We start from the raw sequence: 21,988 nt of genomic DNA on the forward strand, positions 1-21,988 counted from the left end.
CTCGCCCCCGGCACCAACTACCAGACCTACTACCCCACCAACGCGCCCCTCCCGACGCCGCTGGGAACGATGACCGGGTCACGACGGAGCCGGCGACCGATCCGCCGGCCACGCCGGAGTCCACGCCCGAGACGACCCCGGAAGCGACGCCCTCGCCGGAGACGCCCGCGAGCACGCGTGACGCCGTCGTACCCGTCAAGAGCCCGGAAACGAGCCCGGAGAAGAGCGCGGTCAGCACCCCGTCGGCCACCAAGCCGGTGAAGAGCCCCAAACCCACCAAGAAGGCCACGCCGAAGCCCACCCCCAAGCCGACTCCCACCCCCACGCCGACTCCCACGCCGACCCCCACGCCGACGCCCACTCCCGCGCCGGTGACCGAGGTGCTCGGAGTGAGCGTGGGCGGCCTCACGGTCGACGAGGACGGGGTCGCCGCCGCCACGGTCACCGTGCGCACCAGCGGCACCGCCGCCGTCACCGCCACCGCGGCCTGGACCGCCCCCCGCGCGGACGGCCGCGTCCAGCGCCTGCGCCTGTCCGGCGCCAGGTCCTACACCCGCGCGCTCACCTGGGACATGGGCGAGCGCCCGTGTGGCAGCACGGTCACGCTGACCGTCACCACCTCCCCGGCGGCCCCGGGCGGGGCCAGGTCGGCCTCGCTCTCCGTGCCGCCCTGCCCCACGAGGGTGACCGGCCTGCGCGTCTCACTGAACCTGCCCGCCGCGCCGGGCCGCACGGCCGAGGCGCTGGTCAGGGTGGCCGCGAGCAGCACCGGGGAGATCCCCGTCCAGGCCGAGTTCGCGGTCAATGGCGACCCGGTCGGCACCCGTACCGCGAGCCTGTCCGGCCGGACCTCCTACTCGCGGTCGTTCACCCACACCTTCAGGTCCCGGCCCTGCGGCGCGACGCTGTCGGTACGGGTGAACGCGGGCGGCAGGACCGCCACCGCGCGGACCACGGTGCCCTGCCCGCCACAGGTGGAGCGGGTGTCGATCGTCAGGGCCGCTGCGGGTGAGGGCGGGCTCGTCGCGACCGTCTCGGTGACCACGTCGAACACCCAGCCGGTACGGCTCGTCGTGTCGTTCTCGGCCGGCGAGGGCGGCGGCTCGGAGTCGGTCACGCTGTCCGGCGACACCTCGTACACCAGGACCTTGAGTCACTCCATCAAGCTCCCGTGCGGCACCAAGTGGTCCGTGACGGCCTCCACCGACCCGGCGGCGGGCAACGGGAGCGACAGCGCAGGCGGCGCCACGGAGGAATGTCCCAAGGAGGAAGAGCCGAGCAGGACCCCTAGCCCCGGCTCAGATAACACCATCAAGTGACATTCCTGACTAATGGGGATACCGGTAGCGGGAAAGCGGTTCCCTCTGGTTAAGCTACGCCCGATTGATGAGGGTGGGGGCCCGCATACTCCAGAGGAGAACCGTTATGCACGGTGATGGGCAGTGGGGGGTCCCCGGCTATACCGAGGTACGACAACTCGGTTCGGGGGCGGCCGGTCGCGTGGTCCTGGCCAGGCGCCACCACGACGGCGTCGAGGTGGCCATCAAGTACCTCAGTGACGAGCTGAGGTCCGATGTGGGGTTCGTCGCCCGCTTCCGGCACGAGGCCAGGCTGCTCGCCACGCTCCAGAGCAGGTACCACGCCCGGCTGATCGACTACGTCGAGAGCGGCCAGGGCGCGGCGATCGTCATGGAGCTGATCAACGGGGTGTCGCTGCGCGAGATCCTCAGGTCCGAGGGCCCCACGGGGCCCGAAGCGGCGCTGACCGTGCTCAAGGGCTCGCTCCAGGGTCTGGCCTCGGCGCACGCGATCGGCGTCGTGCACCGCGACTTCAAGCCAGAGAACGTGATGGTCCAGGGCGACGGCATCAGCAAGCTCGTGGACTTCGGCATCGCGGTCAGGGCGGGCGAGGGCGCCGGCGCGGCGGGCACGCCGCCGTATATGGCGCCCGAGCAGTGGTCGGGCGGCCGCGCGGGGCCCGCGACCGACGTGTACGCGGCCACCGTCGTGTTCTTCGAGTGCCTGACCGGCACCCGGCCCTTCCGGGCGTCCAACATCGCTGCCCTGGCCCACCAGCACCAGGCCTCGCCGCCACCGGTGGACGAGGTGCCCGCGCCGCTCCAGAGCCTGATCGAGCGCGGCCTGGCGAAGGACCCGGCCGAGCGGCCGGAGTCCGCTGAGGCGTTCCTGACCGAGCTCGAGGCGGTCGCGGTCGAGGGGTACGGATCGGACTGGGAGGAGCGCGGACGCCGCCGCCTGGCCGCGCTCGCCGGGCTGCTGGTCCTGCTCTTCCCGACCGAGCTCGCCGAACCCGACCAGGTGCAGACCTCGCTGGCCGAGACCCGGTTCCGCGACCCGTCCCGCATCCTCAGCAAGCTCCCCGCGAAGATCGCCATCGGCGCGGGCGCCGTCGGCGTGCTGGTCGCCGCGGTCGTGGTCATCGCCAACGTCTCGGCGGACGAGCCGGTGCTGCGGGCGCAGACCAGCACGGTCACGCCGACCACGGCCACCCCGGCCACGCTCGAGCCGGCGGAGACGGAAGAGGAGCCCACGCCCACCCCCGAGGAGACCACTCCGGAGGAGAGCACGCCCGAGCCGATGCCCACGCAGAGCGACGCGCCCCCGCCGCCCGTCCAGCCGACCGCGAGCAGGCGGCCCACGCGGACTCCCACTCCCAGGCCCACGCCCACCCCGGTCAGGACTCCACCTGCCAAGACCAAGAAGCCGACCCCGACGCCCACGTCGGAGGAGCCCGAGATCACCGTCAAGGCCGACGAGCCCGAGGACCGTCAGCCGCCGTCCTCGTCCGCTTCCGCGCCCACTCCGACGCCGATCTTCACGACGCCGGCGCCCCGGCCGACCCGGTCCTCGCAAGCGCCCAGCGAGCCCTCCGGGGACGGTGGGAACGCCGGAGGAGAGGTGCCGACCAAGGGCGAGCCGACGCGGGGCGAGGAGCCGACGGACGGGGGTGAGCCGATGCCTGAGGAGCCGCGGCTCGACCGCGCGAGCAAGGCCTCGGCCGCGCTCGTCGCCTTCGGCCTGATGACGTCCGGCGCGGTTCCGGTCACACTTGCGGTGAAACGCCGTATGGCGGGACGGCACCGAAGGAAGCGCTAGGACGCGCCTGGGGGACGGCGATGACTAACCCTGCACACGGTATCGCCGGATTCCGGCTCACCGAGCACACCTGGATGACCGAGCTCGGCAACTGGATCGACGCCATCTCACCCGACGGACGCAGGGCGGGGGCGCTGCTGTTCGATCCCAAGATCATCGGCCTGCCCGGCGTGCGCGATCGCGTGGTGCACGCGGTCATGACCGACCAGCGGCTCGTGCTGGGCGGGCTGACCGGGCTGATCCCGGTGGCCGACGTGGTGGCGGCGGGCGACCAGGTGTGGCTGCTCACCGCGCAGGCGGTCAGCCCCACCCTGTCCGACCTGCTCGCCACCGGGCCGATCGACCCGCCCGGCGCGGTGTCCGTGCTGGTGGAGACCGCCCAGACCCTGCTCGCGCTGCACGCGGCCGGGGTCACCCACGGCTCCGTTCACCCGGGCACCGTGGTGATCACGGCGGATGGCGCCGCGCTGCTGTCCGAGCGCGGCCTGTCCGACGCCATCCGCGGCCAGGCCTCCCCGCGCGAGCGGGACGCGGCCGGGTGGGCCTCGCTGGCGCGCGGCCTGGCCGCCTCGCTCGGGCAGGGCCGGCCGCGTCCCGCCGAGGTGCTGGAACGTGCCGCGGCCACGGCCGCCACGCTGGGCCTGGCCGCCGCCCGCGACATGCTGGTCGGCGAGGCGGCAGGCCAGGAAGGGCTGGCGCAGGCCGCCCGGGGGAGGTCGGCGTTCGCGCAGGCGCGGGTGTACGCGCCGCCGCCCACCCTGCCGCCCAGGGACGAGGGCGACATCGTCACGCTGCTGCACGTTCCCGGCCGGTCCTCGGGGCCCGTGCAGTTCGGGCCCGGGATCGGCACACAGGTGCAGCGGCCCGAGACGACGGCCGAGCGGATCTGGCGGGCCGGGCGCGACCAGGTCGCCACCGAGCACCACCCCGGCAGCAGGCTGAAGAAGGCCTCGCGGGCGCGGCGGCGGCGCACGATCATCTCCGCGGCCGTCTTCGCCGTCATCATGGCGGGGGCGATCCTGGCCTGGCTCTACACGGGCGACTCTCCGGCGCTGGCGGTCATGTCGATCGACGTGACAGCGCCGAAGAAGACCCAGGGCTGTGGCAAGGCCGTTCTGATCACTGGCACGGTCGTCACCAACGGGGCGCCTGGCGAGATCACCTACGAATGGCGCAAGAATCTGGACAAAGAGGTTGTCAAGGGAACTCTGCGCACGAAGTCGGACCAGACGACGTACCAGGTGCCTTTCCGGTGGACGCTGCAGGGGAAGAGCAACGTGAAAGCCACCGCGACGCTGCGGATCCTGACGCCTGGCCCGGTGCGCGCCGACAAGGCGAGCTTCACGTACAAGTGTTGATGCCCTCCCAGCAATGCATATCAAAGCGGTTCTTACTAATCTGGCCAGCATGACCACGCAGACCCCCGCGGGCTGGTACCCAGACCCCTACGGAGAGCCCCAGCTCCGCTGGTGGGACGGCAACCAGTGGACAGATGCCGTACACGCGCAGCAGCCGGGGCAGGGCGGGCCTCAGCCGGGCTCCGGGCCCCAGCCCCAGCCGGGCTCCGGACCGCAGCCCCAGCACCAGCCCCAGCTGGGCTCCGGGCCACAGCCGCAGTCGAGCCCCGGCTGGTCGGCGACGCCCGCGAACCCCACGCTCCAGTACGGACAGCCGACGTTCGGCCAGTCGGCCTACGGCCAGCCCACGCCGACCGCCCAGTGGCCTGGCGCTCCCCTGCCGGGCCCCGGCTACGGCCCGCCGCGCAAGCAGGGCAACCCGATGCCGTGGGTGTTTGGAGGGCTGGCCGCGCTGGTGGTGGTCGCGCTGATCGTGGTGGCCGGCATCTTCTTCGTCAACAGGAACAGCTCGGAGACCGCCTCGCCGCCGAGTCCGGCGGACACCTTCGAGCAGCAGCCGCCGCCCAGCAACGAGCCGCCGCCCAGCCAGCCGCCCACCCAGGGCACCGTCGAGCTGCCGGAGCCGGTCGACGGCCGCATCACCGACGAGCAGGCCGGCCTCTCCTTCCAGGTGCCCGACAGCTGGAAGGTGCCCCCGTCCAACGAGATCAACGGCACGGACCCGACCCAGCAGACGTGGTCGAGCGCGGTGCAGGCCACCGCGCAGGCGAAGTACGACGGCCAGGGCGACTGGGTGGGCAACGTCTACACGGGGCTGCTCAACGAGCTCTATCCCTATTCCGGCGCCTCGGGGCTGGGCGATACGGCCAAGGCGATCTTCGTCGACTTCTCCACCAGGTTCTACCAGCTCCCCCACGAGACCAAGGTCGTGCAGGACAAGGCGATGAAGATCGGCGGCAAGGACGCCTGGGTGCTGCAGTTCGAGCTCGACTTCTCGAAGGTGTCGCAGGAGAAGGGCTACAAGTGGAAGAAGGAGAACGGCGCGATCGTGCTCATGGATCGCGGTGAGGGTGAGCGACCTGCCATCGTGTACGCGTCCGTACCCGACAATCTGGGCACCGACGTGCTCGGTAAGGTTCTCGGCTCGCTCAAGCCCGCCTAACGTGTGGCACTAGGCTGGTGGGGTAACAAGCGGGCGGATTGCTCCGAGCCGCTGGGCGAGGAGATCGAATGAGTGACTTGCTGGTCTGGATCGACTGCGAGATGACCGGGCTCGACCTGAGCCGCGACGCGCTCGTCGAGGTGGCGTGTGTCATCACCGACAGCGAGCTCAATCAGCTGGACGAGGGCGTCGACGTGGTCATCAAGCCGCCGCCGGAGTCGGTAGAGCAGATGTCGGAGGTCGTGCGCGAGATGCACACCGCCTCGGGGCTGCTGCCCGAGCTGGCCGGCGGGGTGACGCTGTCGGAGGCCGAGTCGCTCGTGCTCGACTACATCCGCCGCCACGTCCCCGAGGCGAAGAAGGCGCCGCTGTGCGGCAACTCGATCGGCACCGACCGCACGTTCATCTCACGCGACATGCCCGGGGTCGACGCCTATCTGCACTACCGGATGATCGACGTCTCGTCGATCAAGGAGCTGGTCCGCCGCTGGTACCCACGGGTCTACTTCGCCGCGCCTGAGAAGCAGGGCGGGCACCGGGCTCTGGCCGACATCACGGAGAGCATCAGGGAGCTGCGCTACTACCGCGCGGCGATCTTCGTGACGCAGCCTGGGCCCGACTCGGCGACCGCGAGATCGCTGGCAGAGCGTGTCAGCGATTAAAGGAGTGGCGTAAAGACTCCTGAACTTCGCTACACTTTTCCTGTGCCGCCATACGAGGGCGGCTCATGGTGGGCGTAGCTCAGTTGGCAGAGCGCCAGGTTGTGGTCCTGGATGCCGAGGGTTCAAGTCCCTTCGCTCACCCCAGTGCGCACGGCCGGTCCTTCGGGACCGGCCGTTGCCGTTTTCTCCCGACAACGGCCCCAAATCACGACAATGCGAGTTATGCTCGCTGTCTACCGCTAACGCCGGAAGCACGGGGGCCATCGGCGATCTGACCGTCTGCGCGCCCCCGGAGGCCGGATGAGAGTCGACGACGCAGCGCTCGATAGCGTATTCACGTCCCTGAGCAAGCGCGAAGCCGAGGTCATGGACCTGATCGCGACCGGCCAATCCAACGGCCAGATCGCGCAACGGCTGTTCCTCAGCGAGAAAACGGTCAAGAACCACGTCAATCGCATCTACGCCAAGCTAGGGGTGGACTCCCGGGTCACGGCCATCGGGCTGTGGCTGTCCCGCCAGGAGTAAACCCGACCGCACCAGCCGACCGAGCGGCCCGCCGACGAGGCGCGGCCCGCTCCGTCGGCCTGCAATCCCACGGCCCCAACCACCGGGACCCTCCCATCCAGCCTGCCTTCGCGCGGCACGCCCTCAGGCGGGGCCCGGCACCCATCACGCCGCTCAACCACCCACTACGCCGACGCCCCAATGCGCCGCCGCAGAGGGACGGCAAGTGCCACTGCCCAAGTGCACTGCGACGGGAGGACGCTGCGCGGTCGAGGGGCGGTGCGCAGCCGTCCAGCTGCGCCACGCAAAGGCCGCCGGCGGAGGGGGCGGGGGCCAGCCGAACCAGCGTTGCGTAGTCGGCCAGCCGCGCCACCACGCGGAAAGGGCGGGCGGGGTCAGCCGAACCAGCGTTCCAGGGCAGCCTGGAGGGCCTTCAGCTCGTCGGGGCCCGGGCGGGACGAGGACGACGCCCAGGCCACGTAGGAGTCCGGACGGAGGAGGAGGGCGGTGGCCTCGGGGGCAGGCGGTTCGGGGCGCGCCGTCACGAGGTCGACCGCCGCCTCGTGCCGTCCGGACAACGTTCCCGTCAGGCACGCGGACTCGGTCAGGTCCAGGAGCAGGGGCCGCGCGCTCCGGGTCAGCTCCGCGAGCCGGACGGGCCCGTCCGGGGTGCTCAGCGACATGTCGGGCGCGAACCGGCCGACCAGCGGGTGCGCGCCGGGCTCCCCCATGTCATAGCGGACGTCGGCGCCCGCGATGAGTTCGGCGAGGTGCTGGATGTTGTCCCGATAGCCGAGCAGCTCGGTGAACAGCTCGCGCAGGGCGGTGATGTCGTTGCCCGGTCCGATCAGCGCGGACTGTGCCTGGGCGTTCGTGATCATGCGGCGGGCCGCCTGCCGGCGCTCGGTCTCGTAGCTGTCCAGCAGCCCGGCCGGCGCGCTGCCCCCGATCTCGGCGGCGAGCTTCCAGCCGAGGTTGATCGCGTCCTGCAGCCCGAGGTTGAGCCCGGGGCCGCCGCCGGCGGCGGCGTACACGTGGGCGGCGTCCCCGACCAGGAACACGCGCCGGTCGGAGAACCGTTCGGCCATCCGTGTGTTGCCGTGGGTCAGCCGGCGCAGCACGTGCGGCCCCTCGCCGGCGGGCGGGCCGAGCGGCACGTCGGCGCCGAGCACCCGGCCGGCGCTCTCCCGGAGCTCGTCCAGGCTCATCGGAGCGCCGGGCTCGGGCTGATCCCACTCGGTGGTGCTGATCAGTGGCGGGTGGCCGGGGAAGGGCGCGTACGAGAACCCGCCGCGCTCGGTGCGGTGCGGCAGGAACGGCGGGACCGGGCCGTAGCCGGGCACGTTCAGCGCACCCGTGACCGGGTCCATCCACTCCGCGGGAACGGTCGCGTGCGCCGAACGGACGGTCGTCCTGTCGTAGGTGATGCCCGGGAACCCGATGGCGGTCAGCTTGCGCGTGACGCTGTGCGCTCCGTCCGCGCCGACCAGATAGCGGGCGCTCAGCCGGTACGTCCCGTCCGGACCCGAGACGTCCACCGTGACCGAGTCGTCGTCCTGCGCCAGGCCGGTGACCTCGTGTTCGCGCCGGATCTCCACGCCGAGCTCGCGGGCGCGCTCCTCCAGCACCTGCACGATGCGGAGCTGCGGCACCGCCAGGCCGTAGATCGGGCTGTCCGCCAGCAGGCTCAGGTCCAGGCCCATCGCGGCGAACATGAAATACGCGGAGTTCGGCTGCGGCGGATCCGGGCTGCCGCTGAGGCGCTCGTAGAGGCCTCGCCGGTCGACCATCCTCACGACCTGGCCGAGCAGGCCGTTAGCCTTGGGCTCCGCACTGGGCGCGGCCAGGCGTTCCAGCACGATCGGGCGGACCCCGGCCAGAGTGAGCTCGCAGGCCAGCATCAGCCCGTTCGGGCCGCCGCCGACGATGACGACATCAGTGATCACGGTGTTTTCCTAGGTCCGAGGGGATGGTCAGGCCCGCGGCGAGCCGGTCGAACACCTCGCGCAGCACCTGGTCGAGCGGGGCGGGCCGCTCGGCGCGCAGGCAGTGCTCGATGGCCACGGCGCTGCCGGCGCCGATCACCGCGGCGACCAGTTTCGGGTAGACGTCGTGCACGAGATCGGTGCCCGTGCGCTCGGCGATCGCCCTGGCCAGCTCGTCCTGCGCGGCCGCGTTCGCCTTGAGCACCTCGCCCTGCAGCGCCGGCTCGGCCAGCATGAGTGAGACCCCGTCCCGCCAGCGTCCGAACTCGACGCCCGTGCTGTCGTCCGGCGCGAAGCTGGCCTGGACCGCCTCCACGATCGACTCCCACAGGGGTTCGCCGGGCGGACTGGCGCGTATCTCGTCCGCGATCCGCAGCGTGCGCTCGACGTGGGCGGCGGCGATCGCCTCCGCCTTGTTCGAGAAGTAGTTACGGAAGGTGCGCACGGACACATTGGCCGCGGCGGCGATGTCCTCGATGGTGACGTTGTCCCAGCCGCGCTCGACGCACAGGCGGATCGTGGCGAGGCTCAACGCCACTCGGGTCTCCCGCTTCTTGCGTTCGCGCAAACCGTTGCTGGTCGGCATGGCGTTACCGTAACAGATCTTGCCGAAAAGGCAAAAATACCTTTTCGGCAAGAGGTCCCTTGATGGTTTGAGAGCCGCCGGCAGGGCCATGGACCTTGGCATGGAGCAGAGACCGCGAGTCGTGGTGGTGGGGGCGGGGTTCGCCGGACTGGCCGCCACCAAGGAGCTGGCCAAGGCGGGGGCGCTGGTGACGCTCATCGACCGCAACCCGTACTCGACCTTCCAGCCGCTCCTCTACCAGGTGGCCACCGCAGGGATGGGCAGCTCGGACGTGTCGTATCCCATCCGCACGTTCGCCGCCAAGTGGCCCAACGTGCGGGCGCGCCAGGCCGCGCTGAGCAAGATCCGCCCGGCCGAGCGGCGCGTGGAACTCGACGACGGGAGCGAGCTCGAGTACGACTACCTCGTGCTGGGCACCGGCGTCACCACCAACTGGCTCGGCATCGACGGCGCGCGGGAGAACTCGCAGCCGATCTACTCGCTCAGCGACGCCGCGACGTTGCGCCGCCGGTTCCAGCACCAACTGGAGGACACCGCGGCGGGCCGGCGCAAGAGTGTGCACGTCGTGGTGGTCGGCGCGGGCGCGACCGGGGTCGAGATGGCCGGCACGCTGGCCGAACTGCGGCGGCGCACGCTGCCGCTGACGCATCCTGAGATCAAGCCGGGCCAGACCAGTGTGACGCTGGTGGAGCGGTTCGACTTCGTGCTGGCGCCGTACAAGCGGAGGCTGCGGGACTCGGCGGCGCGGGCGCTGCGCCGGAGGGGGGTGCGGCTGCGGCTGGGCTCCACGGTGGCGTCCGTCGAGCCGGACGCGGTGGTGCTGACCGACGGCACGCGGCTGCCGAGCGACGTGACCGTGTGGGCGCTCGGCGTCACCGCGCCCAAGCAGGTGGGCGACTGGGGCCTGCCACAGGGCAAGGGCGGCAGGATCAGTGTCACGGAGGCGCTGAACGTACCCGAACATCCCGAGATCTTCGTGGCCGGAGACCTGGCGGGGCCGCCCAACCCGCTCCCCCAGCTCGCCCAGCCGGCGATCCAGATGGGCGAGCACGTGGCCACGCAGATCCTCGCGGCCGCGCAGGGGCGGCCCCTGAAGGCGTTCTCCTATCGCGATCCGGGCATCATGGCCACCGTCGGCAAGGCGGAGGCCGTGTTGCAGCTGTCCAACGGGCTCACCATGCGCGGGTTGCCCGCATGGCTGGTGTGGATCTTCGTGCACGTGGCATACCTGCTGGGCGGGCGCAACCGGATGACCGTGCTGCTCAACTTCTTCTGGCGCTACTTCGGCCCCCGCCGCACGGCCACCAGCGTCACGCAGTAAGAGCTTCCGACAGTGCCTGCAGGCCGTGGTCGACATCGGCCTCCGGGATGTTCAGCGCAGGACGCAGGCGTATGGAGCGGGGCCCGCAGGGCAGCGCCAGCACCCCGTGATCCTCCCTGAGCCGGGTCACCAGCGCGTCACGCGCGGCCTGGTCCGGCAGGTCGAACGCGCACATCAGGCCCCTGCCACGGACGTTGGACACCAGCTCGGGGCTCTCGGCCTCCAGCTTGGTGAGATCGTCGAGCAGCGTGGAGCCGAGGGTGCCGGCGCGGGCGATCAGGCCGTCACGCTCGATGATCTCCAGGATGCCCCGGCTGCGCACCATGTCCACCAGCCCGCCGCCCCATGTGGAGTTGATGCGCCCGCTCTGCTGGAACACGTTGTCCGGCACCAGGTCGACCCTGCGGCCCGCCATGATCCCGCCCACCTGGACCTTCTTCGCGAACGCCACCACATCCGGAGCGAGGCCCAGCTGCTGGTACGCCCACGGCGTGCCGGTCATGCCGCCGCCCGTCTGGACCTCGTCGAGGATGAACAGGGCATCGTACTCGTGGCACATGCGCTGCATGGCCTGCAGGAACTCGGGCCGCATGTGATTGTCGCCGCCCTCGCCCTGGATGGGCTCGGCAATGAAGCAGGCGATGTCGTACGGATTCCGCTCGAACGCCTCACGCGCCTGCGCCAGCGCACGTTCCTCGGCTGCCTCGACGTCGCCGAAGTGGATGGCGGGCACGTCGATCCGCGGCCAGTCGAACTTCGGGAACCGGTCGGTCTTGCCCGGCTCGGTGTTGGTCAGGCTCAGGGTGTAGCCGCTGCGGCCGTGGAAGGCCTTCGTCAGGTGCAGGACCTTGGTGCCCAGGTCGCGTGAACGGCCGGCGGCCTCGTTGCGGCGGCTCTTCCAGTCGAAGGCGGTCTTGAGCGCGTTCTCGACGGCCAGGGCGCCACCCTCGACGAAGAACAGGTGGGGCAGCTCCGGATCGCCCAGCACCCGGGCGAAGGTGTCGACGAAGTCCGCCAGGTGCTCGGTGTAGATGTCGGGGTTCGCCGGCTTGTTGCGGGCGACTTGGCCGAGCAGCTGGGCGAAGTCGGGGTCGAAGGGTGGGTTCACGCCGAGCGGCGCGGAGGCGAAGAACGTGTAGAAGTCCAGGTAGCGGCGGCCGTTTCGGGCGTCGACAAGCCAGGAGCCGCGGCTGAGCTCGAGGTCGAGCACGAGGCGGTATCCGTCGACGAGCAGGTGGCGGGCAAGGCGGGCGTGTACGTCCATGGCGACTCCACGTGCGTCGGACAGGCGTGCGTTCCTCTTGTTGAATACGGCTAACTACATAAAATTTACGGCATACCTACCCCCGGAGTGAAGTTCTTCACGCGGAACGCCAGAGCGATCTCGGCGATGCCGTGCAGGATCGCGTAGATGCCGACCAGCCAGACGAGGCTGAGCAGGCCCGTGACCGGCCAGATGAGCAGCAGGACGCCGAAGATCACCGACAGGATGCCTCCGACGATGAGCATCCACTCGTTGTCGATGGTCTTGCGCAGCCGGATCCCGGCCACGATCTCCAGGACGCCGGTGACGATGGCCCAGAAGGCCACGACGAAGAGCAGGGCGAGCGAGGTGATGCCCGGCCAGAAAAATGTCGCTATCCCGACCAATATCCCGACAATTCCGGAAATGATGAGCCAGGCTCTCGACTTTGCCCCGTGCCGGAACCCGGCGAACAGCTCGAAGAGCCCGCTCACCAGCGCGTACGCGCCAAAGAAGATCACCAGCACGAGGAGCGTGATCGCCGGCCAGATGAGCGCCAGCAAACCGAAGAGGATCGACGCGAGGCCGCGTAGCAGCAGCAGCCACCACGATTGAGTGATATCTCCCATGCTGATCTGCTTTCCGAGCTGTGCCCGAAAACAGACCAGCACGGGGTCAAATGTCGGTGATCCGCACCCCCACGGTGCCGGTGCTCCCCCTGCGGAGCTTGCTGCCGAGCAGCGTGATGCGCCCCATGAGCCCGTACTTGCGCCGCAGCAGCCCGCGCACCCGCTCGGTCTCCGCCGCGTCCAGCACCACGGCCCGCCCGTTGACCGGCTCGGTCTTGAGGTTGCCCCTGAAGTCGCAGCCCGCCACGCTGACCTCGGGGTTGTTCCTGATGCGCTTGACCTTCCCCGAGTCGGCGACGGTCCAGATGACCACCGCGTCGCCGTCCTGCGCCGCCCACACCGGGGTGGCGACCGGGGTGCCGTCCCTGCGGTACGTCGTCACCGAGACGTACTGTTCTGTCCCAAGATTCACACGTGTGAATAAACCACAATCGACACCGCGATGTACTGCACCAGGTACGCGGCGATGGTGAGGGCGTGGAAGACCTCGTGGAAGCCGAACCACTGGGGCGACGGGTCCGGGCGGCGCAGGCCGTACACGACGGCTCCCGCCGAATAGAAGACGCCGCCGACGGCCACCAGGACGACGGCGGCCACGCCCGCGCCCTGCAGCAGCTGCGGCATCACGAAGATCGCGGTCCAGCCCAGCGCCAGGTAGAGGACGGTGTAGAGCCAGCGCGGCGCGCCCATCCAGAGCACCCGGAACAGCACCCCGGCCAGGGCCCCGCCCCAGATGACGGAGAGCACCGCGACCCTCGCCACCCCGTCAAGCGCCAGCAGGGCGAACGGCGTGTAGGTCCCGGCGATGATCAGATAGATGTTGGCGTGATCGCACCGGCGCAGGAACTCCGCCAGCCGCGGGCCCAGCGTGCCCCGGTGGTAGGTGGCCGAGATCCCGAACAACAAACCGGACGTGATGGCGTAAACGGCGGCGGCCAGGCGCGCCTGCAGGGTCGGGCCGAGCGCCACGAGCACGAACCCCGCGACCAGCGCCACGGGCATCGCTCCAGTGTGCAACCAGCCTCGCAGCCTGGGCTTAACGGTGATGGTCGTCATGCAACCTACGGTACCGTAGGTTGCGAATTCGCTCCCTGTGGCAGTCCGCTGGACGCGGCCAGCCATAGGTTCGAAAACCGATACCTGCGGCTAGAGGCCGTTGAGGAAACGGGCGGCGATGGGAACGGCGGCCGTACGGCCCGAGCCGCCGTGCCGTACGAAGACGCAGAAGGCCAGGTCGTCCCGGTAGCCGATGAACCACGCATGCGACTCCTCGCCGTCCACCTCGGCCGTCCCCGTCTTACCCGCCACGCCCTCCGGCAGCCCCATGTCGCCGGCCGTGCCGTGATCGACCACGGCGGCCATCATGTCCCTGAGCGCCGCCACGACCTGCTCGTTCATCGGCACGTCCTTGTGCGGGGTGCCGTCGATGCGGCGTACCTGTGCCTCCGACAGCAGCCTGGGCGAGCGCCAGGTGCCGCTCTGCACGGCGGCGGCGAGCGCGGCCATGCACAGCGGCGTCGCGACGACCTGGCCCTGGCCGATGGCGTCCGCGCCGAACATGTTCGGGTCGTCGGTGTCCGGCATGGTGCCGCAGGTCCCGCCGATGCCGGTCGCGATCGGCCGCCCGAACCCCCACTCGTCCGCCGTCTCGCGCAGCTGGTCCGCGGTGAGCCTGGTGGTGGCCTGCTCGACGAACGTCGTGTTGCAGGAGTAGGCGTACGCGTCGGTGAAGCTGACGAGACCGCGGTCCACCTTGCCGGCGTTGTCGAAGGGCCGGTTGAAGGGGATCGTGTACGTGCCCGGGCACTGGACCTGCGCCGCCGGGTCGAGCCCGTTCTCGAGCAGCGCCGCCGCCGTGATCGTCTTGAAGACGGACCCGGGCGGGAAGACGTCGCGTACGGCGCTGTAGCTCTCCTTGAGGCGGTCGGCCAGCGCGAGGATCTCGCCGGTGCTCGGCCGGATGGCGATGATCGTGGAGTCCTCGACCCCGTCCAGCGCCCTGGCGGCGGCCGCCTGCACGTTGCGTGACAGGGTGGTGCGCTCGACGTTCGCCTCGGGCCGGCGGGTCATCAGCTGCTTGACGGGCTGCCCCGGGACCTTCGAGACCAGCTCCCAGCCGTGCCCAGCCTCCGCGAACTCGGGTTTGAGCTGATTGAGGTACGAGTCCGCGTAGCTGTCGTTCGGGATCCTGACGCCCTCGCTGGTGACCAGCTCGGCCGCCGAGGCGTCGACCTCGTCCAGCTCCAGCGTGCCGCCGTCCTTGAGCAGGGGGTGCAGCGTCTCCGGGGCCCATAACACCTTCCAGGCCCGATCCCGTACGCCGAGCCGTAACGTGCTGTCGAACGGCCACGCCCCGAACTCGGCGAGCTGCCGCACCCCCGCGAACGGCACCTCGGCGACCCCCTCCCCCGTGCTCTTCAACCGCCCGGGAGTCAGCCGGATGGACTCGACGTGGAGGTCCTCCGTCAACCGGTAATGCCGGACGGCGAAGTCCGGGGGCGGCTGGTACACCAGGCTCGCCATGCGCGACACGTCACCTTTGCGCCATGCGTCGAAGTACGCCGCAGCGGTCTGGGAAGCGCTCCCCTTGATCCGGTTCGACGCCATTACAGCGAATGCACCCGCCCCAACTACCGCGACAAGAGCGATAACGAGCACAATCAGCCTTCGTCGTCGCATACGGTTTCTCCCAGGAGGGGATCAGCGTGGCACGTGGACAGCGGGAACCGATGCCTGGCCTGTATCCGGTGACGTTCGGCGAGATCGAGCTGCTCCGGGACCTGGACAGGCAGGACGGCTGGGTGCTGTCCAAGGATGGCGTACCTCAGTCGTACGTTGATCTACAAGACCCGACATTTCTGGAATTTGAGTATGTACGACTTATGGCGGATGTGATCGACCTTTTGCCGGAAGGGCCGCTGAGCTGCGTACACGTGGGCGGGGGCGCCTGCACCATCCCCCGCTACATCGCCGCCACCCGCCAGGGCTCCCGCCACATCGTCGTCGAGCCCGACGGCCTCCTGATCAATCTGGTACGCGAGCAGCTGGACCTGCGGTCGGTGCCCAAGCTGAAGGTCATCGTGGAGGGCGGCCGGGAGGGCACCGCCAAGATCTGGGACGCATCGGCGGACCTGGTGGTGCTGGACGCCTTCACGGGGGCGACGATGCCGGTGGAGCTGGCCACGACGGAGTACATGGGGGACATAGCCAGAGTCCTCCGGCCGACCGGCACGCTGTTGATCAACATGGCCGACGGCAAGGGCTTGGCCTTCGCCAAGCGCCTGCTCGCCACGGTGACGAGCACGTTCGGGCACGTGGTCCTGCTGGCGGAGCCGGGCGTCATGCGCGGCCGGCGCTTCGGCAACCTGATCGTGGCGGCCTCGCGTACGGCCCTGCCCGTGGACCTGCTGACGCGACGCGCGGCGGGCGGCCTCACACAGGCGAGATGCGTGCACGGGGAGGCGCTGACGAACTTCATCGCGGGCGCCTCCCCCATCAAGGACGGCGACCCGGTCCTGGCCCCGGTTCCCCCACCCGCGGTCTTCGGCTGACGTCCGCGAACGGGGCTCACCCACCCGTCGCCCGACTGCCTGGCAGCCGGACCACGACACCGGCGATCCGAGCCTGGGCGGCCAAGCCCACGACCGGCGGCTGATCTACACGATCACGGTCAGCGTCCTGGGGAGCGAGTTCGTCACACGCCCGTCGGCGCGATGCTGACCGCCAGTGACACCACCGCGCGAGAGACCGAAACGAACCCCTTTCTCCCTTGTGAAAAAAGTGATATCACTTTGCTAGCACTCGAAGCCAGGAGAAGGGGGATCAGGAGATGGCGGACACATCGGGCGGGGTCGCGCTTGAGGGAACCGTCGTGGACATGCCCGCGCCGCACACCAGCGAGCGCCCCGTGCGGGCGGTCAACGGATTCGCGGTGCTCGGGATCGCGGCAGTGCTGGTCCTGGGCGGGATCGCGCTGTTCGTCTGGGGGATCTTCACGCTCGCCGCGGAGGCGGGGCAGGGCGGCGGGTGGGTGGTCGCGGTGGCCTGCCTGGCGTTCATCGCCGGCGTGGTGCTGTGCGGGGGGCTCACCGCGGTGGCGCCCGGCGAGGCGCGCGTCGTGCAGCTGCTCGGCCGGTACGTCGGCACCCTGCGGACGCCCGGTCTGCAGTGGGTCAACCCGTTCACCGTGCGGCGGCGGGTGTCCACCAGGATCCGCAACCACGAGACGGACGTGACGAAGGTCAACGACGCGGACGGCAACCCCATCCAGATCGCGACCGTGGTGGTCTGGCAGGTGCGGGACACGGCGCAGGCGATGTTCGAGGTGGACGACTTCGTGGAGTTCGTGGCCATCCAGGCGGAGACGGCCGTGCGGCACATCGCGGGCAGCTACCCGTACGACGCGCACGGCGAGCCGAGGCTGTCGCTGCGGGACAACGCCGACGAGATCAACGAGCGGCTGTCCGCGGAGATCGGGGTCAGGGTGGCCGCGGCCGGCGTGAAGGTCATCGAGTCCCGCATCATCCACCTGGCGTACGCGCCGGAGATCGCCCACGCGATGCTGCGGCGCCAGCAGGCCGGCGCGGTGGTGGCGGCCCGCCAGCGGATCGTCGAAGGGGCGGTCGGCATGGTCGAGACGGCCCTGGCCAAGCTCGCCGAGCACGACGTGGTCGAGCTGGACGAGGAGCGCAAGGCGGCCATGGTCAGCAATCTGATGGTGGTGCTGGTCGGCGACCGCGACACCCAGCCGGTGGTCAACACCGGCACCCTTTACCAGTAAACGCCGTGGAGCGGAAGAAGATCCTGCTGCGGCTCGACCCGGTGGTCCACGACGCGCTCGCCAGGTGGGCGTCCGACGAGTTGCGCAGTACGAACTCGCAGATCGAGTTCCTGCTGCGCAAGGCCCTTTCCGAGGCCGGACGCCTGCCCGACGGCGTGGGGCGGATGCGCCCGCGCGGGCGGCCGAGCAAGACGTCCACGGATGAAGAGGAGTCGACAGGTGAAACTGGATGAGTCCCTGCCGAGGTCGGCTTTCCTGCTGGCCTTCGATCTGCGCAAGGAGAAGCTGTCCAACCGCGGCGAGCTGGGTTACCTCCTGCGCGCGGCGGCGCTCGCCGAGCTCGTGATGGGTGGCAACGTGGCGGACGAGTCGGGCCGGGTACGCCCGGTCGCCGCCCCCGCCGACCCCGGCCCCCTGCAGGCCGCCGTCTGGGAGCAGATCACGAACTCCCCGGCCCGGTCGTGGCGGCACTGGATCCGCAAGGATCGCTCGCGCGCGTTCCGCCTGGTCAGGGACGAGCTGGAAGCCGCCCGGCTGATCCGCGTCGAGCGGCGGCGGCTCGTGCTGTTCCCGGTCGAGCGGATCACGCCGCGCCGGCCGTACCTCTCGCGCAGGCTCGCCGAACGGGTCGGCCGTGCGATCCGCGGCGGCCAGCCCGTGGACCGGCTGGGGCAGGATGTCCGCGTCCTGGCCGCGCTGGCCACGGCGGCCAGGCTCAAGGGGGTCGTGCCCGGGAGGGAGTGGCGCGAGCACCGGGGCAGGGCCGCGATGCTGGCCGAGCCCGTCGAGCCGGTCGCCACGGCCCTGCGCAAGAACGTGGAGGCCGCCGCGAGGGCGGCCGCCGCGGCCGGCTGATCCCGGCCGGCTACCCGAAGATCTTGTCGGCGGAGATGCCGAACATCTCGTGCGCCAGGCCGAAGCCGAAGTCCTCGACGAGGCGGCGCTTCCACGGACGCGAGACGATGGCGTGGGTGAGCCTGCGGGCGGCCTTGGGGCGGCTGCGGATCGCCTCGGCCAGCTCCCAGGCGCGCGGCAGCAGCTTCTCGCGGGACAGGACCTCGTTGACCAGGCCGAGGTCGAGGGCGGTGCGCGCGTCGATCTCGGCGCCGGTGTACAGGTAGTAGGCCGCGCGCTTGGTGCCCAGCAGCTCCTGGAGGCCGAGGTGCATGCCGTCGCCCGGGGCGGTGCCGGCCAGCAGGTGCGTGTCGGAGAAGGTGGCGTCCTCCGAGGCCAGGGTGATGTCACAGAGCAACGCGAACTCGGTGTGGCCGGGGCTGGGACCGTTGACCGCGGCGATCGTGGGGATGTCGACCGCGTGGATCAGGTTCTCCAGCAGCTTCATCGCGTCGTAGTAGGTGCGGTAGGCGAAGTGGTCGGGCCTCGGCTCGCGCATCATCTCCGCCAGCCTGTCCGCCGGGGCAGGCTTGAGCCAGTCGCCGGTCCCGGTGAGGATCAGCACTTCGTTGTCGGGATCGTTGCCGACCTCCTGCCACGCCTGGCCCCAGGCGTTGTGCATGCCCATGCCGTAGACAGCCGGGCCGCCGTCGGTGTGCATACGCAGCTCGATGACGCCGTCGCGGCGGGTCATCGCGAAGTGGTCGGCGTACTTCTCGGAGTAGTCCTCGAAGCGCGGGGTCGAGACGTAGCGGCCGTTGCGGGCCTGCCAGTCCTCGGGGATCGGTGACATCGGTTGAGCTCCTAGGGAGGTCTCGGGCAGAGCATGCCCAACATCCGGAACAGTGCTCCGATTATATTCGGAGCACTGTTCCGGATGGCAACCCCAGGGAACTTCACATCACGAGGCTCTTGGCGTAGCAAAGGGTCAGCGGCTGGTCCACGTACCTGCCATAGAGGGCGGTCCGCTCGTAGCCGGAGCTCTCATAGAGGGCGACCGCCTCAGGCTGGCGCACTCCGGTGGCCAGTCGCATGCGGTCGTACCCCAGCTCGACCGCGAGTTCCTCCAGGGCCTTCAGCAGGGACCGGGCGACACCGCGCCCCCGGTGGCGGGGGTCGACGTACATGCGCTTGAGCTCACCGGTCGCGCCATCGCCCGGCTGTACGGCGCCGCAGCCGACGGCGACACGGTCGATCACGGCCACCAGGAACCTCGCGTCGGCATGCACGCCCGAGCGGCCCTCGGGGCCGTACCTGGCGACCAGTTCGGCGAAGGCCGCGTCGAGCAGGGCGACGAGCTCGGTGTCCGTGGGAGCACGTTCCACAATCATCATGCGGGCAAGCGTACGAAACCGGCCAACTCGCAGTTTCTGGAAGTATGTAATAAAGTGCCTCTTCATTATGAAGATGGAACATGATTCAGCCGGATCGCTCTTCGATCCCAGAGCGAGGGCCGCCATGAGCGAGCTCGCAGGGGACGACACCCTCACCTTCGAGGCCGCGGCCGCCGTGCGCACGGCCTTCCAGGCCATCGAACGCATGCGCACGCACGGCAGTGAGGGCCGCGGGCTCAGCTCCGGAGCGATGGACGTGCTGTTGCGGCTGAGCGCCACCGACGAGGACGGACTCAGCATCGGGGACCTGGCCCAGTCGGCGGGCGTGAGCTCGAGGAACGTGACCGGGCTCGTCGACACCCTGGAGAAGGACGGGCTCGTCCGGCGGGTTCAGGACCAGCGCGATCGGCGGTCGGTGCTGGCCCGGATCACCCCCGAGGGGCGGGCCTGGATCGAGGCCTTCAGGAAGCCGTCGCAGCTCGCCATGGCGGCGATGTTCCGGGGGTTCTCGCCCGAGGAGCTGACCTCGCTGCGCCACTTGTGCCTGCGGCTGGCAGACAACCAGCAGCGGCTGGCCGACTACTTGACCGCTCAGGAGGGCCGATGAGTACGCGCGAGGTCGTCAGGGCCTACCACGACGCCAGGTTCCGGGGTGACGTGGCGGCCGCCGCGGCGCTGATCGGCGAGCCGTTCTCGTTCAGGAGCCCGTTCATTACCTCCGCCGACCCCGCCGGGCACCTGGCGGGGCTGGAGGGGCTCCTGCGGGTGGTGACGGAGGTGGAGATGATCAGCGAGCTGTACGGCGAGTCGGAGGCGACGCTCGTCTACGACGTGCACACGGCGACGCCCGCCGGGATCCAGCGGACGGCCGAGCACTTCAGGCTGCGCGACGGGAAGATCGCCACGATCATGCTGATCTTCGACGCCGCGCCATGGCAGCCGATGGCGGCGGCGATCAGGTGACCGGCGCGGCGGCCGCCGTCTGCCGCCAGATCTTGCCGTCCCTGATCACCAAGGTGCCGTACGTGGTGACGCGGTTGCCGGCGATCGTCATCAGGGCGTTGTAGAAGATCACGTCGTCGGTCGTCCGCACTGAGACGACCTCGTCCACCTGGGGTTCCGCCGAGAGGTACGCGCTGAACAGGTCCCTGATCTCGGCGGGGCCCCGGGCTACGCGGTCGAAGCGGACGACCGTGGCGTCGTCGTGATATTGGCTCAGCAGGGCCTCCAGGTCGCGGTCGGCGATGGCGGCCAGCTGGCGGTCGAACAGATCCTCGGCGGTCATGCGGCACCTTCCGGCTGGGGGCGGATCAAGTCATACACGACCTGCGCCGCCGCGTACAGCAGGATGAGCGGGAGCGCTGCCGCGACCGGAAGCGCCGAGGTGGCGAGCGTGAGCGCCGCCGCGGCGAGGCGGATCATGCCGGCGCGCCTGTCGGACGAGCACAGGTGCTGCAGGCCGAGTACGGCGAGCACCAAGGCGGCGGGCAGCCCGACGGACCAGCTCGTCGACGCCGGGTGCTCGATCGCGTGCTCGATCCCGATCCCGAACGCCACCAGGCCCATCGAGAGCGGCAGGTGGGAATAGACCCACACCTGCCCGGCCAGTTGGGTACGCAGCACGACGGACTCGTCGATGTGCCCGAAGTACAGCCACCAGAAGCCCATCGCGATCGCCACTCCCACCAGGGCGATCAGCAGCGTGCCCGGCGTGACGGCGTGACCCTTCAGCCCGACGACGACGGCCGCCACCACCTCGCCCAGCACGATCACCACGAACAGGCCGAAGCGCTCCGGCAGGTGCTCGGTCTGCGGCGGCAGCTTGCCCTGGTGTCGCCTCCCCAGGAGGGGCGTGGCCAGGTCGATCACGAGCGCGACGACCCAGAACGCATAGCGCAGGGGCGGATCGACGGCGAGCGAGGCCAGCCAGATAAGCACGGCCACCGCGAACCCGATGGCGTAGTGGGTCGTCAGCGGCCTGGCCTCGGGCACGTGGCGGCCGGCACGGACATAGGCCACGATGAGCAGCACCCTGGCCACGGCGTACGAGATGGCGAAGAGCGCCGAACGCTGGCTGATGTCGCCCACGCTCGCCGCCATCGTCGCCACGGCCAGGATCTGCGGCAACGCGAGCAGCCGGTGGCTGACGTCGTCGGTGTCGAACCTGTTGGCGTAGAAGACATATCCCGCCCAGGCCCACCAGACCGGCACGAACAGTCCCACGAACGTCAGAAGGCTGTCGGCGAGCACGTCGGCCAGCTCGGCGACGGCGACGACGAAGACGAGGTCGTAGAGTAGCTCGAGCCAGGTCGCCCGGCGGTGCAGGTTTTCGAACAGCCGTAATCTGGGGGGCTGCCACTGGGTCACGACTACTCCCAACGTCGCTATGTAATTGTGTAATTATGCCCGGATC

23 protein-coding genes, 1 tRNA gene and 1 pseudogene are annotated in these 21,988 nt (G+C 70.1%); 14 read left to right on the plus strand and 11 right to left on the minus strand.

Annotated elements, in window-relative coordinates; translation table 11 throughout:
* The 7 genes and pseudogenes from AB0J09_RS06995 to AB0J09_RS07025 form a co-directional block, all read left to right on the plus strand.
* Positions 1-1,319: pseudogene (locus AB0J09_RS06995) on the plus strand (hypothetical protein); the annotation flags it as partial.
* A 106-nt stretch (positions 1,320-1,425) separates the two neighbouring features.
* Positions 1,426-3,117 (plus strand): serine/threonine-protein kinase, encoded by a 1,692-nt coding sequence (locus AB0J09_RS07000; protein ID WP_360686400.1) that lies wholly within the window; start codon positions 1,426-1,428, stop codon positions 3,115-3,117.
* Positions 3,118-3,137: 20 nt separating this feature from the next.
* On the plus strand, positions 3,138-4,475 hold the full coding sequence (locus AB0J09_RS07005) for a hypothetical protein (protein WP_360686403.1): 1,338 nt from the start codon (positions 3,138-3,140) through the stop codon (positions 4,473-4,475).
* 49 nt (positions 4,476-4,524) lie between these two features.
* Positions 4,525-5,637: a DUF2510 domain-containing protein gene (locus tag AB0J09_RS07010; RefSeq protein WP_360686406.1), complete on the plus strand. Its 1,113-nt coding sequence runs from the start codon at positions 4,525-4,527 to the stop codon at positions 5,635-5,637.
* 68 nt (positions 5,638-5,705) lie between these two features.
* Positions 5,706-6,299, plus strand: coding sequence for an oligoribonuclease (orn, locus tag AB0J09_RS07015; RefSeq protein ID WP_360686409.1), 594 nt, complete (start codon positions 5,706-5,708; stop codon positions 6,297-6,299).
* 68 nt (positions 6,300-6,367) lie between these two features.
* A tRNA-His gene (locus AB0J09_RS07020) sits at positions 6,368-6,443 on the plus strand.
* Positions 6,444-6,599: 156 nt separating this feature from the next.
* Positions 6,600-6,824, plus strand: coding sequence for a helix-turn-helix transcriptional regulator (locus AB0J09_RS07025; RefSeq protein WP_360686412.1), 225 nt, complete (start codon positions 6,600-6,602; stop codon positions 6,822-6,824).
* 374 nt (positions 6,825-7,198) lie between these two features.
* On the opposite strand, the gene AB0J09_RS07030 is transcribed toward AB0J09_RS07025, so the two are convergent.
* Both AB0J09_RS07030 and AB0J09_RS07035 read right to left on the minus strand, forming a co-directional pair.
* Positions 7,199-8,749 carry an FAD-dependent oxidoreductase gene (locus tag AB0J09_RS07030; RefSeq protein ID WP_360686415.1) on the minus strand — a complete coding sequence of 517 codons (1,551 nt, stop codon included), beginning with the start codon at positions 8,747-8,749 and terminating at the stop codon, positions 7,199-7,201.
* Positions 8,739-9,374 (minus strand): TetR family transcriptional regulator, encoded by a 636-nt coding sequence (locus AB0J09_RS07035; protein WP_360686418.1) that lies wholly within the window; start codon positions 9,372-9,374, stop codon positions 8,739-8,741. The genes AB0J09_RS07030 and AB0J09_RS07035 overlap by 11 nt, the downstream gene beginning before the upstream one ends.
* Before the next feature lie 100 nt (positions 9,375-9,474).
* Here AB0J09_RS07035 and AB0J09_RS07040 point away from each other — a divergent pair, with 100 nt between their 5' ends.
* Entirely contained in the window at positions 9,475-10,695 is a 1,221-nt protein-coding gene (locus AB0J09_RS07040; protein ID WP_360686421.1) for an NAD(P)/FAD-dependent oxidoreductase, read from the plus strand.
* Here AB0J09_RS07040 and lat read toward each other — a convergent pair.
* The 5 genes from lat to AB0J09_RS07065 form a co-directional block, all read right to left on the minus strand.
* Positions 10,685-11,959: an L-lysine 6-transaminase gene (gene lat, locus AB0J09_RS07045; RefSeq protein ID WP_360686424.1), complete on the minus strand. Its 1,275-nt coding sequence runs from the start codon at positions 11,957-11,959 to the stop codon at positions 10,685-10,687. The genes AB0J09_RS07040 and lat overlap by 11 nt on opposite strands.
* A 65-nt stretch (positions 11,960-12,024) precedes the next feature.
* Complete coding sequence (locus AB0J09_RS07050) at positions 12,025-12,567, minus strand: HdeD family acid-resistance protein (RefSeq protein WP_360686427.1); 543 nt, start codon at positions 12,565-12,567, stop codon at positions 12,025-12,027.
* Positions 12,568-12,613: 46 nt separating this feature from the next.
* The gene (locus tag AB0J09_RS07055) at positions 12,614-12,979 is read right to left on the minus strand and encodes a PPOX class F420-dependent oxidoreductase (protein WP_360686429.1); all 366 of its coding nucleotides are present in this window, start codon (positions 12,977-12,979) and stop codon (positions 12,614-12,616) included.
* Positions 12,976-13,623: a hemolysin III family protein gene (locus AB0J09_RS07060; protein ID WP_360686432.1), complete on the minus strand. Its 648-nt coding sequence runs from the start codon at positions 13,621-13,623 to the stop codon at positions 12,976-12,978. Before AB0J09_RS07060 ends, AB0J09_RS07055 begins: the two co-directional genes overlap by 4 nt.
* 90 nt (positions 13,624-13,713) lie before the next feature.
* Positions 13,714-15,246: a penicillin-binding transpeptidase domain-containing protein gene (locus AB0J09_RS07065; protein WP_360686434.1), complete on the minus strand. Its 1,533-nt coding sequence runs from the start codon at positions 15,244-15,246 to the stop codon at positions 13,714-13,716.
* 26 nt (positions 15,247-15,272) lie between these two features.
* On the opposite strand from AB0J09_RS07065, the gene AB0J09_RS07070 reads away from it, so the two are divergent.
* The 4 genes from AB0J09_RS07070 (at position 15,273) to AB0J09_RS07085 (ending at position 18,202) form a co-directional block, all read left to right on the plus strand.
* On the plus strand, positions 15,273-16,118 hold the full coding sequence (locus tag AB0J09_RS07070; protein ID WP_360686437.1) for a fused MFS/spermidine synthase: 846 nt from the start codon (positions 15,273-15,275) through the stop codon (positions 16,116-16,118).
* A 278-nt stretch (positions 16,119-16,396) separates the two neighbouring features.
* Positions 16,397-17,347: an SPFH domain-containing protein gene (locus AB0J09_RS07075; protein ID WP_360686440.1), complete on the plus strand. Its 951-nt coding sequence runs from the start codon at positions 16,397-16,399 to the stop codon at positions 17,345-17,347.
* 5 nt (positions 17,348-17,352) lie between these two features.
* Positions 17,353-17,580 (plus strand): hypothetical protein, encoded by a 228-nt coding sequence (locus AB0J09_RS07080; protein ID WP_360686443.1) that lies wholly within the window; start codon positions 17,353-17,355, stop codon positions 17,578-17,580.
* Positions 17,567-18,202, plus strand: a complete 636-nt coding sequence (locus AB0J09_RS07085; protein ID WP_360686446.1) for a GPP34 family phosphoprotein — start codon at positions 17,567-17,569, stop codon at positions 18,200-18,202. The genes AB0J09_RS07080 and AB0J09_RS07085 overlap by 14 nt, the downstream gene beginning before the upstream one ends.
* 10 nt (positions 18,203-18,212) lie before the next feature.
* Here the strand turns inward: AB0J09_RS07085 and AB0J09_RS07090 are convergent, their stop codons facing one another.
* Both AB0J09_RS07090 and AB0J09_RS07095 read right to left on the minus strand, forming a co-directional pair.
* A complete protein-coding gene (locus tag AB0J09_RS07090) occupies positions 18,213-19,034 on the minus strand; it encodes an enoyl-CoA hydratase/isomerase family protein (protein WP_360686449.1) in 822 nt (273 codons plus the stop codon).
* A 103-nt stretch (positions 19,035-19,137) separates the two neighbouring features.
* Positions 19,138-19,575, minus strand: coding sequence for a GNAT family N-acetyltransferase (locus AB0J09_RS07095; RefSeq protein ID WP_360686452.1), 438 nt, complete (start codon positions 19,573-19,575; stop codon positions 19,138-19,140).
* 124 nt (positions 19,576-19,699) lie between these two features.
* Here AB0J09_RS07095 and AB0J09_RS07100 point away from each other — a divergent pair, with 124 nt between their 5' ends.
* Together AB0J09_RS07100 and AB0J09_RS07105 are read left to right on the plus strand one after the other, a co-directional pair.
* Positions 19,700-20,182 carry a MarR family transcriptional regulator gene (locus tag AB0J09_RS07100; protein ID WP_360686454.1) on the plus strand — a complete coding sequence of 161 codons (483 nt, stop codon included), beginning with the start codon at positions 19,700-19,702 and terminating at the stop codon, positions 20,180-20,182.
* Entirely contained in the window at positions 20,179-20,538 is a 360-nt protein-coding gene (locus tag AB0J09_RS07105; RefSeq protein ID WP_360686457.1) for a nuclear transport factor 2 family protein, read from the plus strand. The genes AB0J09_RS07100 and AB0J09_RS07105 overlap by 4 nt, the downstream gene beginning before the upstream one ends.
* Here AB0J09_RS07105 and AB0J09_RS07110 read toward each other — a convergent pair.
* Complete coding sequence (locus AB0J09_RS07110) at positions 20,531-20,860, minus strand: nuclear transport factor 2 family protein (RefSeq protein ID WP_360686460.1); 330 nt, start codon at positions 20,858-20,860, stop codon at positions 20,531-20,533. The two genes, AB0J09_RS07105 and AB0J09_RS07110, sit on opposite strands and share 8 nt — an antisense overlap.
* A complete protein-coding gene (locus AB0J09_RS07115) occupies positions 20,857-21,942 on the minus strand; it encodes a low temperature requirement protein A (RefSeq protein ID WP_360686463.1) in 1,086 nt (361 codons plus the stop codon). Before AB0J09_RS07115 ends, AB0J09_RS07110 begins: the two co-directional genes overlap by 4 nt.
* Between the last annotated feature and the right edge of the window lie 46 nt (positions 21,943-21,988).

The sequence above is a fragment of the Nonomuraea sp. NPDC049784 genome (genome assembly GCF_040659615.1).
Taxonomy (GTDB): domain Bacteria; phylum Actinomycetota; class Actinomycetes; order Streptosporangiales; family Streptosporangiaceae; genus Nonomuraea.

Bases quoted from the DNA above. Each gene is read 5' to 3' on its own strand.
- AB0J09_RS07100 (WP_360686454.1), top strand. From the start codon at position 19,700: ATGAGCGAGCTCGCAGGGGACGACACCCTCACCTTCGAGGCCGCGGCC.
- AB0J09_RS07060 (WP_360686432.1), bottom strand. From the start codon at position 13,623: ATGACGACCATCACCGTTAAGCCCAGGCTGCGAGGCTGGTTGCACACT.
- lat (WP_360686424.1), bottom strand. From the start codon at position 11,959: ATGGACGTACACGCCCGCCTTGCCCGCCACCTGCTCGTCGACGGATAC.
- AB0J09_RS07035 (WP_360686418.1), bottom strand. From the start codon at position 9,374: ATGCCGACCAGCAACGGTTTGCGCGAACGCAAGAAGCGGGAGACCCGA.
- AB0J09_RS07040 (WP_360686421.1), top strand. From the start codon at position 9,475: ATGGAGCAGAGACCGCGAGTCGTGGTGGTGGGGGCGGGGTTCGCCGGA.
- AB0J09_RS07050 (WP_360686427.1), bottom strand. From the start codon at position 12,567: ATGGGAGATATCACTCAATCGTGGTGGCTGCTGCTGCTACGCGGCCTC.
- AB0J09_RS07005 (WP_360686403.1), top strand. From the start codon at position 3,138: ATGACTAACCCTGCACACGGTATCGCCGGATTCCGGCTCACCGAGCAC.
- AB0J09_RS07110 (WP_360686460.1), bottom strand. From the start codon at position 20,860: ATGACCGCCGAGGATCTGTTCGACCGCCAGCTGGCCGCCATCGCCGAC.
- AB0J09_RS07075 (WP_360686440.1), top strand. From the start codon at position 16,397: ATGGCGGACACATCGGGCGGGGTCGCGCTTGAGGGAACCGTCGTGGAC.
- AB0J09_RS07010 (WP_360686406.1), top strand. From the start codon at position 4,525: ATGACCACGCAGACCCCCGCGGGCTGGTACCCAGACCCCTACGGAGAG.
- AB0J09_RS07025 (WP_360686412.1), top strand. From the start codon at position 6,600: ATGAGAGTCGACGACGCAGCGCTCGATAGCGTATTCACGTCCCTGAGC.
- AB0J09_RS07065 (WP_360686434.1), bottom strand. From the start codon at position 15,246: ATGCGACGACGAAGGCTGATTGTGCTCGTTATCGCTCTTGTCGCGGTA.
- AB0J09_RS07105 (WP_360686457.1), top strand. From the start codon at position 20,179: ATGAGTACGCGCGAGGTCGTCAGGGCCTACCACGACGCCAGGTTCCGG.
- AB0J09_RS07090 (WP_360686449.1), bottom strand. From the start codon at position 19,034: ATGTCACCGATCCCCGAGGACTGGCAGGCCCGCAACGGCCGCTACGTC.
- orn (WP_360686409.1), top strand. From the start codon at position 5,706: ATGAGTGACTTGCTGGTCTGGATCGACTGCGAGATGACCGGGCTCGAC.
- AB0J09_RS07095 (WP_360686452.1), bottom strand. From the start codon at position 19,575: ATGATGATTGTGGAACGTGCTCCCACGGACACCGAGCTCGTCGCCCTG.
- AB0J09_RS07000 (WP_360686400.1), top strand. From the start codon at position 1,426: ATGCACGGTGATGGGCAGTGGGGGGTCCCCGGCTATACCGAGGTACGA.